Source organism: Candidatus Nitrosopumilus sp. (assembly GCF_965223225.1).
Classification (GTDB): domain Archaea; phylum Thermoproteota; class Nitrososphaeria; order Nitrososphaerales; family Nitrosopumilaceae; genus Nitrosopumilus.
Map to the genome: position 1 here is coordinate 427,832 of NZ_CBDCVU010000004.1, position 14,041 is coordinate 441,872.

The 14,041-nt window shown below is 34.4% G+C and carries 17 protein-coding genes; 7 read left to right on the top strand and 10 right to left on the bottom strand.

The window, feature by feature from the left end; all coding sequences use genetic code 11:
* Positions 1 to 48: 48 nt before the first annotated feature.
* Together ACOQN3_RS02865 and ACOQN3_RS02870 are read right to left on the bottom strand one after the other, a co-directional pair.
* Positions 49 to 774: a proteasome assembly chaperone family protein gene (locus tag ACOQN3_RS02865; RefSeq protein ID WP_420544983.1), complete on the bottom strand. Its 726-nt coding sequence runs from the start codon at positions 772 to 774 to the stop codon at positions 49 to 51.
* A gap of 153 nt (positions 775 to 927) precedes the next feature.
* The gene (locus ACOQN3_RS02870) at positions 928 to 1,305 is read right to left on the bottom strand and encodes a hypothetical protein (protein WP_420544984.1); all 378 of its coding nucleotides are present in this window, start codon (positions 1,303 to 1,305) and stop codon (positions 928 to 930) included.
* A 336-nt stretch (positions 1,306 to 1,641) separates the two neighbouring features.
* Here ACOQN3_RS02870 and ACOQN3_RS02875 point away from each other — a divergent pair, with 336 nt between their 5' ends.
* Positions 1,642 to 2,013: a DUF6659 family protein gene (locus ACOQN3_RS02875; RefSeq protein WP_420544985.1), complete on the top strand. Its 372-nt coding sequence runs from the start codon at positions 1,642 to 1,644 to the stop codon at positions 2,011 to 2,013.
* Between the two features lie 112 nt (positions 2,014 to 2,125).
* Entirely contained in the window at positions 2,126 to 3,064 is a 939-nt protein-coding gene (locus ACOQN3_RS02880; RefSeq protein ID WP_420544986.1) for a calcium/sodium antiporter, read from the top strand.
* 16 nt (positions 3,065 to 3,080) lie between these two features.
* Here the strand turns inward: ACOQN3_RS02880 and ACOQN3_RS02885 are convergent, their stop codons facing one another.
* Genes ACOQN3_RS02885 through ACOQN3_RS02910 form a run of 6 tightly spaced genes read right to left on the bottom strand, consistent with a single transcriptional unit; the run spans position 3,081 to position 9,747 of the window.
* On the bottom strand, positions 3,081 to 4,442 hold the full coding sequence (locus ACOQN3_RS02885) for a TldD/PmbA family protein (RefSeq protein WP_420544987.1): 1,362 nt from the start codon (positions 4,440 to 4,442) through the stop codon (positions 3,081 to 3,083).
* Positions 4,443 to 5,702, bottom strand: a complete 1,260-nt coding sequence (cofH, locus tag ACOQN3_RS02890) for a 5-amino-6-(D-ribitylamino)uracil--L-tyrosine 4-hydroxyphenyl transferase CofH (protein WP_420544988.1) — start codon at positions 5,700 to 5,702, stop codon at positions 4,443 to 4,445.
* Positions 5,699 to 6,868 (bottom strand): 7,8-didemethyl-8-hydroxy-5-deazariboflavin synthase subunit CofG, encoded by a 1,170-nt coding sequence (gene cofG / locus ACOQN3_RS02895; RefSeq protein ID WP_420544989.1) that lies wholly within the window; start codon positions 6,866 to 6,868, stop codon positions 5,699 to 5,701. The genes cofH and cofG overlap by 4 nt, the downstream gene beginning before the upstream one ends.
* A gap of 41 nt (positions 6,869 to 6,909) precedes the next feature.
* Positions 6,910 to 8,076 (bottom strand): S1C family serine protease, encoded by a 1,167-nt coding sequence (locus tag ACOQN3_RS02900; RefSeq protein WP_420544990.1) that lies wholly within the window; start codon positions 8,074 to 8,076, stop codon positions 6,910 to 6,912.
* 38 nt (positions 8,077 to 8,114) lie between these two features.
* Positions 8,115 to 9,326, bottom strand: coding sequence for a glycosyltransferase (locus ACOQN3_RS02905; protein ID WP_420544991.1), 1,212 nt, complete (start codon positions 9,324 to 9,326; stop codon positions 8,115 to 8,117).
* A 4-nt stretch (positions 9,327 to 9,330) separates the two neighbouring features.
* On the bottom strand, positions 9,331 to 9,747 hold the full coding sequence (locus ACOQN3_RS02910) for a type II toxin-antitoxin system RatA family toxin (protein ID WP_420544992.1): 417 nt from the start codon (positions 9,745 to 9,747) through the stop codon (positions 9,331 to 9,333).
* Positions 9,748 to 9,988: 241 nt separating this feature from the next.
* On the opposite strand from ACOQN3_RS02910, the gene ACOQN3_RS02915 reads away from it, so the two are divergent.
* Positions 9,989 to 10,129 (top strand): hypothetical protein, encoded by a 141-nt coding sequence (locus tag ACOQN3_RS02915; RefSeq protein WP_420544993.1) that lies wholly within the window; start codon positions 9,989 to 9,991, stop codon positions 10,127 to 10,129.
* A 697-nt stretch (positions 10,130 to 10,826) separates the two neighbouring features.
* On the opposite strand, the gene ACOQN3_RS02920 is transcribed toward ACOQN3_RS02915, so the two are convergent.
* The gene (locus tag ACOQN3_RS02920; protein WP_420544994.1) at positions 10,827 to 11,084 is read right to left on the bottom strand and encodes a DUF5654 family protein; all 258 of its coding nucleotides are present in this window, start codon (positions 11,082 to 11,084) and stop codon (positions 10,827 to 10,829) included.
* A 281-nt stretch (positions 11,085 to 11,365) separates the two neighbouring features.
* Here ACOQN3_RS02920 and ACOQN3_RS02925 point away from each other — a divergent pair, with 281 nt between their 5' ends.
* Entirely contained in the window at positions 11,366 to 11,563 is a 198-nt protein-coding gene (locus ACOQN3_RS02925; protein ID WP_420544995.1) for a hypothetical protein, read from the top strand.
* 40 nt (positions 11,564 to 11,603) lie between these two features.
* On the top strand, positions 11,604 to 11,933 hold the full coding sequence (locus tag ACOQN3_RS02930) for a tRNA-binding protein (protein WP_420544996.1): 330 nt from the start codon (positions 11,604 to 11,606) through the stop codon (positions 11,931 to 11,933).
* A gap of 59 nt (positions 11,934 to 11,992) precedes the next feature.
* Here ACOQN3_RS02930 and ACOQN3_RS02935 read toward each other — a convergent pair whose 3' ends face one another.
* Positions 11,993 to 12,553: a TATA-box-binding protein gene (locus tag ACOQN3_RS02935; RefSeq protein ID WP_420544997.1), complete on the bottom strand. Its 561-nt coding sequence runs from the start codon at positions 12,551 to 12,553 to the stop codon at positions 11,993 to 11,995.
* A 140-nt stretch (positions 12,554 to 12,693) separates the two neighbouring features.
* On the opposite strand from ACOQN3_RS02935, the gene ACOQN3_RS02940 reads away from it, so the two are divergent.
* On the top strand, positions 12,694 to 13,815 hold the full coding sequence (locus ACOQN3_RS02940) for a DUF1512 domain-containing protein (RefSeq protein WP_420544998.1): 1,122 nt from the start codon (positions 12,694 to 12,696) through the stop codon (positions 13,813 to 13,815).
* The gene (locus tag ACOQN3_RS02945; RefSeq protein WP_420544999.1) at positions 13,812 to 13,994 is read left to right on the top strand and encodes a hypothetical protein; all 183 of its coding nucleotides are present in this window, start codon (positions 13,812 to 13,814) and stop codon (positions 13,992 to 13,994) included. Before ACOQN3_RS02940 ends, ACOQN3_RS02945 begins: the two co-directional genes overlap by 4 nt.
* Positions 13,995 to 14,041 lie beyond the last annotated feature (47 nt).

Here is a 14,041-nt window from a genome sequence, read left to right on the forward strand (position 1 = left end):
GATTTGATGCGTATCTGTTATGAATAAAAGAATTTGCTTGATGTATTTTTACATGTACATTCCAGCTATCTCTTCTCTATGTTCTACATATTTCTGAGACAATTCACTAAATTCTGAATGAATTCTATCTTTGTCCTTTTGAAGTTCTGTCGTATCTATGTCCATGTCGTAAAATCGATTTAATGCCTCAATTAATGTGGCTGCCGCTGCTGAGTCTGGTGCAATTTTGTTTGCCTTTGCCAATAATGTTAGGCCTTGGATTTCTCTTACTAGGCATTCATTCAGTATTCCTCCTGGTATTCCAGTAATGAATCCTTGAGGAATCATACTGATATTTTTATCTGCCATTGTTCGTATTAGGTCCTCTTCTGCTGCGCAATAGGCCTTGTCGTCATGTTCTGTACTTGCAACTCCATCCAATATTACAATCTCTTTGGAACCTTTCTGTGCTGCCCAGTCTAAAATTGATGAAACCAATGAGTATAATCCTTCCATCCTCAATGTAATTTCGCAAATTATTGCACAAATTGTTCCTTCATGATTTGAATAAAATCTAAATGGATGTCGTAATCTGCCTCTCATGAAAACAGTTGATGGTGGGAGATACTTTGATCTCATCACTCCTATTTCTTCCATCTCTAATTTTTCTATGATGTGGTTAATTGCAACAGGCCCTACAAGTCCTGCACCTACAAACCCTGCAAATATTACGGGACTTTTTAGTTCTGTCTTTTTTATTTCAAATACCTCTGCTTCTGGGAATTTCTTCTGCACGAGTTACGTCGATTTTTTCTGTTTAATTACGTATTAACTAAGCATTTTGGACTCTTTTAGTAGGTACTTTTTAGTAATTTTATGTTCTAAGATCAATTTTTTGGTTAGTTTTCTTTTCTGTTTTTCTCATTTTTTGCAATGTAAATTTGATAACTAATTTTTTATTGGTATTTCTTGATTTGGAATGTTGTTTTTATCCATAAAGAGACTCAGCATGACTCTTCCTTTGTCTGTGATTGAGTAAATCACATTTGATCCTACTGATTCCTTTCTCACAAAGTTATAGTCCACGCATAAATGTAAGTAATTCAAAAATGATTTCTTCATTCTTATTTTTGATTTTGAATACAGGTTTGAGAATGTCATTGGGTTTCCTCTCAACTGGTACAACAGTTTCAATAATGACAGTGTGCTATAATCGCGTGTTTTTGCCTTTACGGCATCCAATATTTGTTCATCTCTTCTTATAATGAAATCTTCGAATTGATCTGCCACCTCTAATGGCACATATGTTAGTCTTGCTCGCATCATACCGTATAGTACGGTACATTACCTTATTAATCTTTAACATCGTTCTTGTTGATCTTTATGTCTTCTTTTTTTACATTGTTGTAGTATGTGTTCCCCTGTTTGGACTGTTTTTGAAATGTTTGGTCATCATAACGTGTTGTTTTCTTAAGGTTATTATTGAAAAGATCAAAATTGCATCTAGACGAAAAAACTTTCAAATCATTGGGGAAATCGAAATAAAATTGGAATTTTATTTCTAATATGTGAAATCCAAATTATGCCAACATGTCCATACAGATGGACTAAAATACCACGATGAGGTACTTCGTACGAAGAAAACCACAATGAGGTATAGATATGTCGCTTAATTATGATGAAATAACAAAAAAAGTTCTTGACTCTGATCCGCAAATACGATTTGCAGGTGTTGCAAACAGTAAAGGCGAAATGATTGCAGGTGGACAAAAAGATAACATTGAGAAAATGTTAGATGAAAATGAAACAAAAATGTCTATTCATTATGCATTGCAGAAACGTGATCTTTACACAAATTTGGCATATAAGATTGGTAACGAAAGATCTTCTATTACCGAATACGAAAAAGTAACTTTGATAAGCATACCGATAAATTCCCAAGAATTATTCTTGACAAGTACTGAACCACGTGCAGATTATCTCCAAGTAATTGATTATATCCGCTCTTTGATTGATTCTCCTGAAAGTTCCTGATATCCTCAACTAGTACTATTTTTGAATTATAAACAAACGTTATTCTTGTTGTTAAAGTTGTAAATTTCTAGTAAATCATCTCCTTTAAACAACCTCAATTACAAATTATTCTATGGAAGTTGTTCTTATCAGCAGCATATTGACTGTAGTTGGATTGATCATGCTGTGTTTTGGAGGGAACTGGTTAGTTAGTGGTGGTGTTGCAATTGCTAAGAAATTCCGCATAAGTAGTCTTGTTATTGGTATGACCATTGTTGCTTATGGTACTTCTACTCCTGAACTTGCCGCAAGTATTGCTGCTGCAGGTGAACACAGCACAATTATTCTGGGAAATATTGTTGGAAGTAACATTGCCAACATTGGAATGGTAATTGGAGTTTCTGCTATCCTAATTCCTATTGCTGTTAGTAGGTCTGTCTTGAAAAAAGAAATCCCAATAATGCTTGGTGTCTCATTTCTGTTAATTTTAGTCTCTTTAGATGGCGAACTATCTCAATATGATGGAATTTTGTTTCTTGTAGGTTTGGGTGTATTTGCAATTTTCACATACAATGATGCAATGAAACATCGTGAAAAAAATCCTGAAACTATGATTGAAGATAAACGTAGTGTTTATCCAAAATCAATTGGACTAATTGCTCTTGGGATTGTGCTTTTGTACGTGGGAGCATATCTGACTGTTGAAAACTCTGTAATTTTGGCAAAAGAATTTGGCCTTTCTGAAAAAATTATTGGCTTGACTGTAATTGCAATTGGAACCTCTCTTCCTGAATTGATTACTTCTGTAATTGCAATTAGAAAAGGCCACACCGACATTGGAGTTGGAAATATCATAGGAAGTAATATCTATAATATTTTGATGATAATGGGAGTTGGTGCCGCTCTTGGTGGCGTGATGATTACCTCTGATGTGTATGTTGACTATGCAATCATGATTCTATTTAGCCTCTCGCTGTTTATTGCATTGAAAACCAAAGTTATTGGCAAGGTGGCAGGTATAGTTTTGGTTATGGGGTATGTTGCGTATCTGATTAGTGCGTTCTTCAAATAAATTTTAGACTGTTTTCTTATATTGAATTTGCTTTGATCTCTTCAACCTTGATGGATGGAACTGCTGATGCAGACGATGCCCATTGTATTACTTTTTTTTGATCTTTTCCGATTTGTGATATTCTTTTTAACATTGATGGCAAATTGTCAATAATTCTTACGGATTTCCCTGGCGTGTATATCTCTCCATCTTTTATGATTTGAATTCCACTTCTAGCAGTACATGAAAAGTCACCTCGTATTGGATTTACTGCGTATGTATACCATAATCTTCCCACCAACAAACCATGTTTTGTGTCTTTGATTAATTCTTCTTTGCTTGCATCTCCTGAATCAATTTTTAGATTGTGTGGTGAGGATGTTGTGATTTGTTCTGAACTCCTGCCCATTGGTGAGCCCGATCTTACTGCATTTCCTGTTGATGAATCTTTATGTTCTTTGTAAGCATCAAATAAATTTGAAAAAGTATTTTGAAAAATTCCATCTTTTACAAAATATTCTTCTTTTGTTCTTACTCCTTCATCGTCAAAAATTTTTGAACCAATACCGTCTGGCATGTGCGGATTATCCATTATGTTTAGTTCTGTGGTTGCTATTTGTTCTCCAAGTCTTCCCGAAAAGCAGCTTTTTTCTTCTGAAAATGTTTTGAAATTAAAATTTGATGAAATAACAAAAGAAGATAATTCTCCAACTGAATACGGTTCAAAAATAATTGAATATTTTCCTGATTCGATTTTCTTTGGATTTATTGATTTCAGACACATGATTTTTGCGTCCTCTCCAATCTCATTCGCAGAAAAACCTTCTAAAGTCCTGCCACATGAATGGCCTATTCCTGATACTGGGATTGTACTGTGTTCTGATTCGGCATTTATTATTCCAGAAATGTATGTGCCTTTGTCTTCTAGATTCAATTCATTGGAGTTTGCAATCTTAAAATCTTCTGAAACGATATTTAAAGATCCTGTAATCGTATTGATTTTTGAGTTTTTTGCCGAATCAATCATATCTTGTGCGATATTTATTGTATCTGAATCTGATAGTTCATCTATTTTTTTATCGTATGTTCGTTCGATCTTTTTCTGATTCTTTGTGTTTGGCAAACCTTTCCAAAATAGGCTTGGTTTTATCTTCTGCAACGATTCAAAGCCTTCTTTTATCATTTTTTCTATTTTGTTTTCATCTGTAGTTTGAACCGAAAGAATTTTCTTTTTGTGGATTAATCTAATACCGTAACTTTTCTCAATATTTTTTTTAATCTCAGCTATTTTTGAATCTGTAATTCTGATTGTCGTTATCTTTTTTCTGGTATAAACAACCTCACATTCGTCTATTCCTATGTTTTTTGAATGGATTAATGCCTTTTCTAAGGCAGACAATTATTTTCTCCTTGGATTCTTGTAATTGAATTTGTTGATTTTTATTAATTCTGGATATGATCCAAATTGCGAGGCATCTGTTACTTTGTCTAGATCTTCTTCAATTTCTGCATCTCCTTCAAATTTCTTCAAAATTTTATAGTGTGTATTTCTCTCAGCTGGAATTCTATTTATCTCTCTGATCATCCTTCGTATCTCTTTTGGTCTTAGTAATTGTCCATGTTCAGAACCTGCTGATGTTGATATGCTTTCGTTGATTAGAGTTCCACCAAAGTCATTTGCACCCCACATCAGTAGAAGCTGTGACATTTTTTGCCCTTCTTTAACCCATGACATCTGGATGTTGTTTATTGAATTGTTTAACATGATTCTTGCAATTGCATGAGTTAACAAAACATCTTTCCCACTTCCACCTTGTTTTATTCCTTCATGTAATTGATGTGTGTACATCGGGGCTTCTGTGTGGATGAAATTTAATGGAACAAATTCAGTAAATCCGTTAGTCTCCTTTTGAATCTCTCTTAATTTTGCTATGTGTAAAACCCTGTCTTCTGTAGTTTCAACATGTCCAAACATCATCGTTGATGTAGTGTTAATTCCCATTTTGTGTGCAGTTTTGATGACTTTTTCCCAATTTTTCACACTAATTCTACCTGGTGATATCTTGTCTCTGATTTCTTGATCCAATATTTCTGCTGACGTTCCAGGAAGTGTGTTTACCCCTGCTTCTTTCAATCTCTTTAAAAATTCTTCAATTGAAACTTCGGATCTTTTTGCACCATACAATATTTCTTCGGGAGAGAATCCATGAATATGGATGTCTGGAATCTCCTTTTTTATCTCTCTGCATATCTCTTCATAAAGATCTCCTTTCATGTCTGGTGGCAGTCCTGCCTGGATACATACTTCGGTTGCTCCTAACTGATTTGCCTCTTTTGCCCTACGTACAATTTCCTCGGTAGGTAAAAAGTACCCTTCTTCTTCTCTAAAATCTCTGCTAAATGCACAAAATCCGCATTGCTTGATACAGACATTTGTAAAGTTGATGTTTCTGTTTACAACATATGATACAATATCTCCTACCCTTCTTCTTCTAAGCTCATCAGCTACTAATCCTACTAAATGAAATTCAATTCCTGTTGTTTTGTATAACTCTAAACCTTCGTCTGCTGAAATCTCTTTCTCTGAAAGGGCATCTTCTAGAATTTTGGCAACTACCGGATCTATGACCTTAAACAATGATTCTATGTTACTTGTCATCTCCAATAATCCCCTCTTACCAAGCCCTCTTCATCTTCAATTTCAATCATCTTGTCTCTTAACTCTTTGCTAACTAGTGATGAAAATTCTGGATACACTGGAAATCTACACTTCAAGTCAAACCCTGCCTTCTTTGAATTTTCTTCCACACTACTTATCTCCGGCCAAGAAAATTCTGGATTTACAAAATCTGGAGTTAGTGGAGATATGCCTCCCCAATCATTAATTCCTACAGATAGGAAACTCTGATATGATTTTGGTGATAAGTTGGGTGGGATTTGTATATTCATATCTGGCATTATTATTCTGGTTAGTGCGACAATCAATTTGAAGTATTCTTCATTTGCTGAGGGGGTATTTCTCATAACAGTATCTTCTTTTGGTTGAAAATTCTGTAAAATTATCTCTTGTATGTTTTGATATTTCTCATGTAATTTTTTGATAGCAAGTATAGAGTCTATTATTTCCTCAATATTTTCTCCTATTCCTACTAGGATTCCAGTTGTCATTGGTATTCCTAATTTGCCTGAATTTTCTAATATTTGCAATCTGGTTTTTGGTCTTTTACTTGCTGCCAAGTAATGCGGCATTCCCTTTTCTGACAACCTTTCACTTACATTTTCCAACATTATTCCCATTGACACGTTTGTTTTCTTCAATTCTTTCATTTCCTGATAGTTTAGATTTCCAGCGTTTGTATGTGGGAACAATCCTATTTCTAATGCTAATTCTGATGCATGGATCAAATATTCTGCTGTACTTGTAAATCCATTTTCTCTTAACCATTTCTTTGCTTCAGGATATTTTTTTTCTGGTTGCTCTCCTGTTACAAACAAAGATTCTACACATTTGTATTTTTTAGCTAATTGTAATAATTCGTAAATTTGTTTTTTTGACATTAATGAAAGCTTATTTTCTCCTGGTTCTGCTTTGTATGTGCAATACGAACATGTGTCTTTACATAAATTAATGATGTTAAAAAATGCTTTTTTAGAAAATGTCACCGAGTTATTTTTTGCTTTGTTTCTAAGTCTATGTGCTACTGAGAATAATTCTTTAGGGTCTCTTACTGCATTGTTGTAAATCTCAATTATCTCCTGACGTGAAATCTGTTTATTCTCTAAAACATGGTTTAAGCTCTCAGAGTCTAAAACAAGCTTGTTCAACAGAAACATTCTTGCCTAGAAGTATTTATGCTTGTACTGTACTAGTTACCATTTGGTCTTTCTTGTAGGATGATGGTTACGTTTGTCGTTCTGCCGTCTCTGAGTATTTCTAAAATCATCTCGTCTCCTACAGATTTTGCCCTTTGTAGATGGATCAAAATATCGTCAATCTGTCTTACTTCCTTTCCATCTACTGATAAAATAATGTCTCCTCCTATTGCATATCTACCGGTTTCTGTTTCCATTACTTTTGTTGATCCGACTATTCCTGCTTTATCTGCCGGACTGTCTTTGATGACTGTTACTACTAAAAATCCTACGGCATCTGCTAATTTCAAAACCTTTGCCAGGTCTGGTTCAATATCTGTTCCAGAAATTCCAATCCAAGGATGTTTGTATTCTCCTTTATTGATTAGTATGGGTACTATCTTTGCTACTGTTTGAGATGGCACTGCAAATCCTACTCCTGTAAATTCTCCTGTAGCTGATTGAATTGCTGTGTTTATTCCTACTACTTCTCCCCTCATATTCAATAATGGGCCTCCTGAATTTCCTGGGTTTATTGCAGCGTCGGTTTGAATTATGTCTGGTATTGAATAGCCTGCGCCACTTGATGGCAATAGTCTTCCAAGTTGACTAACTATTCCGGACGTCATTGATCCTGATAATCCAAATGGGTTTCCTATAGCTGCTATTTGTTCTCCTACCTTCAAATTTGAAGAATCTCCAATTGACAACGGTTGTAAATCTGATAAATCTGCATCTACTTTGATGACTGCAATGTCTGTATAGTCATCTGAACCTATGATATTTGCATTGTATGATCTTCCATCCAAAAAGGTGACAACTACTTTTCTTGCATTGTCTACAACATGAGCATTTGTGATTATGTGACCTTTCTTATCAAATACAAAACCTGAGCCCACTCCTCCTACTCCTTCTATTGATTCTGCTCTTTGTACGTTGACTCTTACTACTCCTGGTTCTGATTTTTCAAATATCTCAATTAATGATAAATTTTCTGAGTATGTAGTTTCTAAAGTTGCAGTTGAGGTAACTGAGTCTCCAACTTTGTTCAAGGAATTTTCATTGCCTATTGCAATCTCTGGTTTAGGTACTTCGGATGGTATTGTGAACAAAATACCAAAAACTGCAATCACTGAAATTATTCCTATTGCACCTCCTACAAAAATTCCTGATTTATCCAAGTAATTTTCTATTTTCTATTTTATACGTAAAAGGATTGCTATACGCTAATTGAGCTTTGATTGTGGTCCTTCATAGAATAACTTCTTCCTCTCCATGAAACTGATGAAGAACTTTTTGCCTGTAATAATCCTGACAGGAATCCTGACACCACCACTAATCCTCCTAGCGGTGCACACAATGCATGTGGCAGTCTTAAACCTAATCCAAATTTTGCTTCTATTATGGCACCTGTGTAAATCAAAAGTGAAGCAATGGCAGCACTAATGCATAATATTTTCATAGATGGGGTTTCTATTGGGAATATTGTTGTTACTGCAAGAATAAGAAATGGAACAAACAACAAAAAAACTACTGCAAAAAAAATCCCTATTGCAATCTTTCCACTTTGCAGATAGAGAGGTACCATTAATCTCTTCAAGGCATTCCATAATGTGCTTTTGTCTCGTGCCCATACTGCTTCTATTATGTGTTCTGCTCTTACCATCTTCATCTTGTATCCTGATTCTTTCACCTTTTTTCCTAGTGCTCCATCTTCGATAATTTCATGTTTTACACCTTCGTGCATGCCTACCTCTTCGTAGACTTTTTTTTGCAATATGAAAAAACTGCCAAAAAAATACCCTGTTTTTTTATTGGGGTCATTCACATTAAGTGCAGAAAATCTCGTGTGAAGAAATGTCGAGATCATTGGAAGTGTTATCTTTGTCCAAAAATCAAATGTTAGCATTTTTGGAATTGCAGACAATGCATCTAGATTAAATGAATTTAGATGTTTTACTGCCAATGAAATCACATTCTTTGAATGAGTTGTGTCTGCATCTGTAAATAACAACAAGTCCCCTTTTGCTTTTCTATATCCTTCCATACATGCCCAATTTTTTCCCATCCAGCCATCTGGTTTGGATCTGGCAAATACTGGAACAATTTTTTTGCACTTTTTTGCATACTCTAAAATTATTTTTCTTGTGTCATCCTCCGAAGAATCATCAATCACAATTATTTCGTAATCCCTGTAATCTTGATTGACTAATGTATCTAGACATTTTCCAATAAACTCTTCTTCGTTTCTTGCAGGTAAAATGATTGAAACTATTGGATTTTTGATTTCTGACTTTTCTTCAAATCTGTCAAGGTATGGTGTTAATCTGAATGAATCCGACATTGATTTTATCAAAAATACCCATGCTCCTATAATTCCAATTAAGATAGCTGTTAATGAATAAATTAAAATTTCAAAAATTAATTCCATGTACTTATTTCTCTATTTCGTTTTTGATACTCTGCATTGCTTGTTCTGTACCGCTCTTGATGTGGTTTTTGATCATTCCTGTAAACATTCCCATTAATCCTGTCAACTTAATATTCCATATAGTTTTGAGTATTACTTTTTTATCTCTTGGAATTATTGAGACTATTTTTTCTCCTTGAATGATCCCCTTTGTGAATTTTGCCTCAATTTTCTCTTTTGGCTGAAGTGTGACCTCTTGCAGACATTTTTGATCTCTAAAAGCAATAATGATCTCTCTGTTGACTTTGTTTCCTTCTTTTGATATGTTCCTTACCTTCTTTGTCCCTTTCCAAAATTTTGGTTCATTGTCAATATCAGAAATGACCTCCCAAACTTTGTCTTGCGATGCGTCGATTTCTACTTCAACCTCTATTGTGGTCATGGTTAGTATCATTTACTTGAACCGCATTAAATATATTGTAATGGATTCAATATTTTGAAATTTCTAAATACTGCCCGTTTGTGGACTGAAAGCAATTCTTTGGTTGGGATGTATAATCAATCATGCAAATCTCTTACTTGGTGTAGTAGCATCAATGGTCATAAGCCCTACTTTTTTACAATGTTCAATAGGTGATCAGAAATTCTCAAAATCTAAATATTGTTTGCAAAGGCCAAGAGGTATGACAGAAGCTAGCATTATAGCATTTGGAGTGGTCATTGGCATGGCAATTGCACTTGCAGTAACATGCTTTATCATTCGTGGCAAAGGACACCACGATGAAATTCCTTTTACTCCTCCAGAAGAGACAGCATCTGAATAACCTTCAATTTTCCTTTATATTGTAAGACATCATACACCTACCGGACATGGCAGATGACGTTCGTCTTCAATTAGACCATAATCCACATTTTGTCATTTGATTGAAAACCTCTGTCATGTCTCTAGGCACAACAAACCACGACCTGACTATTTGTTATCCAACATTGCATGACGATAATTGTAGCACGTGCAGCAGCAAAGGCCACTTCTTAATTTTTTCATAATCATATCTAAGATTATGATTGATCCTCTCAGAGTTCAATATTATGGAATTCTTTTGCATGTAAGACTAGAGTAGCATGTTTCTTACAGACATAACCACAAGATTGACATTTGTAGATTTTTTGTTGCCTAGGAGAGCCTGGTTTTCTCGTCACTATTTCTGATTGTATGTGATAATTTTAAAACTATTCATAGAAAATGTTGTCCCACATATTCCATTTTTTCATAATCCTATCTAAGATTATGAAAAATTTTCCTCTTTGAATTTCTGGTGGGTTGTTTTCAACAGAAAGATATGTCTTGACACCCCTCAAAAATGTAATTTTAGATACCATTCATGTTTGATCTATGGGGATATTCCTCTATGATGAAAAATCCCTTACCTAGCGTTTGGCAACGTTTCTTTAAATATTCTGAACCAAATTTATGCTAAATTAATTTAATATCATTTAAAAAAATAAAAATAGAAAAATTATTTACTTGTTCTTTGCGTTTGCAACTGCCCTTGCCACAATTATTGTCAGGATTACTGCAATTATGGTAACAATTACTGCATAGAGTATCATTGGACCAATTGAACCTGCTTCTCCAAAAACTTCTTTGAAGATTGCCTTTATTGCGTCATTCCAAGCAAGTGCTGCGACCAAACCAAATGCTGCAGTAACTAGAGCCGATATCTTGTCTAGTATTTCTGTCTTCAGAGTTGCTTTCTCTTCTTTTTCCTCGTCAGCCATAATTTTTGGCTTATTTCTTTGTCTAAATAAACTTAGAACTTTATGTTGATCTTGTAATTTCAGTCTATAATCACCAAAAAACCATCTATAATTGTGCAGACATGGTTTTAAGGTGGACAATATCTACCGTATACAATATATTAGATTCTCACATCTTTTCATACAGACTGTGATGGGCAATATGCCTAAAATCCAGAACAGTAACTCCAGTTCTAATGGCATTTGCCATTCTTCCGTCACAGTCAACTAATATTTGAAAGAAAATGAAACCCTCAAAATATATGCCAAAAATTGGAACCTTTGACGGAGCAGGATTTTGGAAAAATGCCTACGCTCATCAACGTGGGAAGTTACTCAAGAAGGTAAATGTTCCTGAAGATCAGATTATAGCTCTGGTTAATAAAAAATATTCTGAACTTCCTGCGCCATTAAAATATGATATTGAAACTAGTTGTATTAATAAAAACGATTTAAAATAATTTCGAAATTCATTTTAAAGAGATTTATTGCAAATTTTACATGATGAATATTTCTTATGATGACTTTGCAAAGCTGGATTTGAGAGTTGCAAAAATCATTTCAACACAACCCATAGAAGGAAAATCCAGAATCATTCAAGGACAAGTTGATTTGGGTAATGATGATGTACGGGATGTGATAATTGGAGGTGCGCAGTATTATAGTCATGATGATTTAATTGGAAAAATTGTTATTGTCATTGCCAATCTTGAACCAAAAAAAATGGCTGGAGTTGAATCTAATGCAATGCTGTTGGCAGCTGATGTGGATGATAAGCCCTTTTGGTTAACAGTAGATGGAGAAGTTCCACTAGGAAGTCCAATAAAATAAAAAAAATCTAAATTTTCATAAATTAAAAATTATAGAAAGTTGTAGGTGGTCTTTTTATACTAATCGTATATCATTAGATCCTTTTCTTCTAATAATACGTGTAAGTTATTTACAGACCTGTATACATCTGGTTCTTTTTTAGCTCCTGTACAAACTAGTTTTCCTGATGAGAATAACAGAATGACTGTCTTTGGATCTAACATCCTATGAATTAATCCTGGAAATTGTTCTGGTTCATACATGCTTCTTGGAAGTGTTCTTGCAGCTTGTTCTAAGTGGATTTTTCCTCCGAGATTGATTGATGCTACGATATTTTGGATTTCTACCACTGCATCTTTTTTTACCTTAATTCCGCCCTTTCGAAGTTTTTGTACTACTGTCTTTACGGCCTTTCTGGCCATTTCTTCAGATTTTGAACCTGTACATACCATTTTACCTGAAGTGAAAATCAAAGTTGCAGTTTTTGGGCTCTTTAATCTGAAAACAAGTCCTGGGAATTGATCCGGGTGATACTCTACATCTGGAAATGTTCTGGTAATCTCATTTAGATCCATTTTTTGGTCCACAGAAGCTGATGCTACTACATTTTCAACACTTACCATGGGTTTTGTTTGTGGCATATTCAGCTTTTTTCTATTTGAACTATAATAAAAGCACTCGCCATCAATTTGGCTTTAGGCTGCAGTTTTTGGGTTTCTTGAGGATTTTCCATTTTGGCTTTACGAATGATTTAATTTAGATTTGAAGATCGCTGAGATTAGTGAATTTTACCAATTTTGATTTTGACCAATTGTTTGGAATGAGTGATGATACTAATCCACTTATGATGCTTATCTGGATTGTTCCAATCATTATATTCGTATTTTACGGTCAACGCATTCAACTCTATATCACCTCGGGTGAAATCAAGAAAGGGATAAAGAAACTAGATGGATTTCGTTCTGAATCAAGAACTGAACTAATCAAGTATGTTGAAAAGAATTGTATGACTCACGATGACTATGTAAACAAAATTGATAGATTTTTGGATTATTTTACTATCATGCCAGTTGATATGGATCCTAATGGAATAGTTGAAAAAGTAAAACATACCGTAAGATCAAGAGATGATTATACCCGAGAACATGTGAAGTTACTTTCTCCTGGAATAAATGATTTGGAATTGGCTAAAGTTCAAACCCTGTTGGAGATTGCTTCTTCATTACAAATGATTTACAAAATCATAAACCATATGTTTCTCACTGCAAAAAAACAAAATAATTATCCGTTAATACTACCATTGCAGATGCTTCTACCATTTATCATGGAGCAAGCAGAGGCAATGAAAGATGCAATTCCTGCATTTAAGAAAGGACAACCTGTGGGTGATGGAATAGGACCTATGGTTGTAGGCAAAATGATGTTGGGACTTGAAAAGGAATCTGCTTCATTTCAAACAGTCCTTGCGCAAACTGAATTTGAAAATAGACACCTTTTCCTTTTAAAGGCTGAAGGACCCGCTTCTACTGTAGGTAGGCCTGCTGATGCATTACAAAAAATAATTGAAAAAAACAAATTAGATGCAATCATCATGATTGACGCCGCATTAAAGCTCGAAGGGGAAGATTCTGCATCTGTCGCACAGGGATTTGGAGCTGCTATTGGTGGAATCGGAACTGAAAAATTTGAAATTGAATCTGTTGCAACAAATAACTCCATTCCTGTATTCTCTATAGTCATAAAACAATCTGTAAAAGAAGCAATAACTCTGATGACTAAAGAAATTGCAGGTGAATCTGAAAATGTTCTATTGCAAGTTCATGATATGATTAGAGACAACACATCTGAGGGACAATCTATTTTAATTATTGGTGTTGGTAATACATCTGGAGTTCCTCAATGATATTTTCCAAGAAAAAAATTACTTTAGAATACACTGTAGAGAAATGTAAAAAATGTCATACCATAAAAAAAAGAAAATTTTCTGACGGTGATGTGTTGTTTACTGAAAGTTCAAAATGCTCATCATGTGATGGAATGATGCAAATTGAGAAAATTTTTGGCGAGACTCTAGAACAGTAGTTTTTTCATTATTTTGTTTTGAACTTGATATTACATGATGGGCAAAA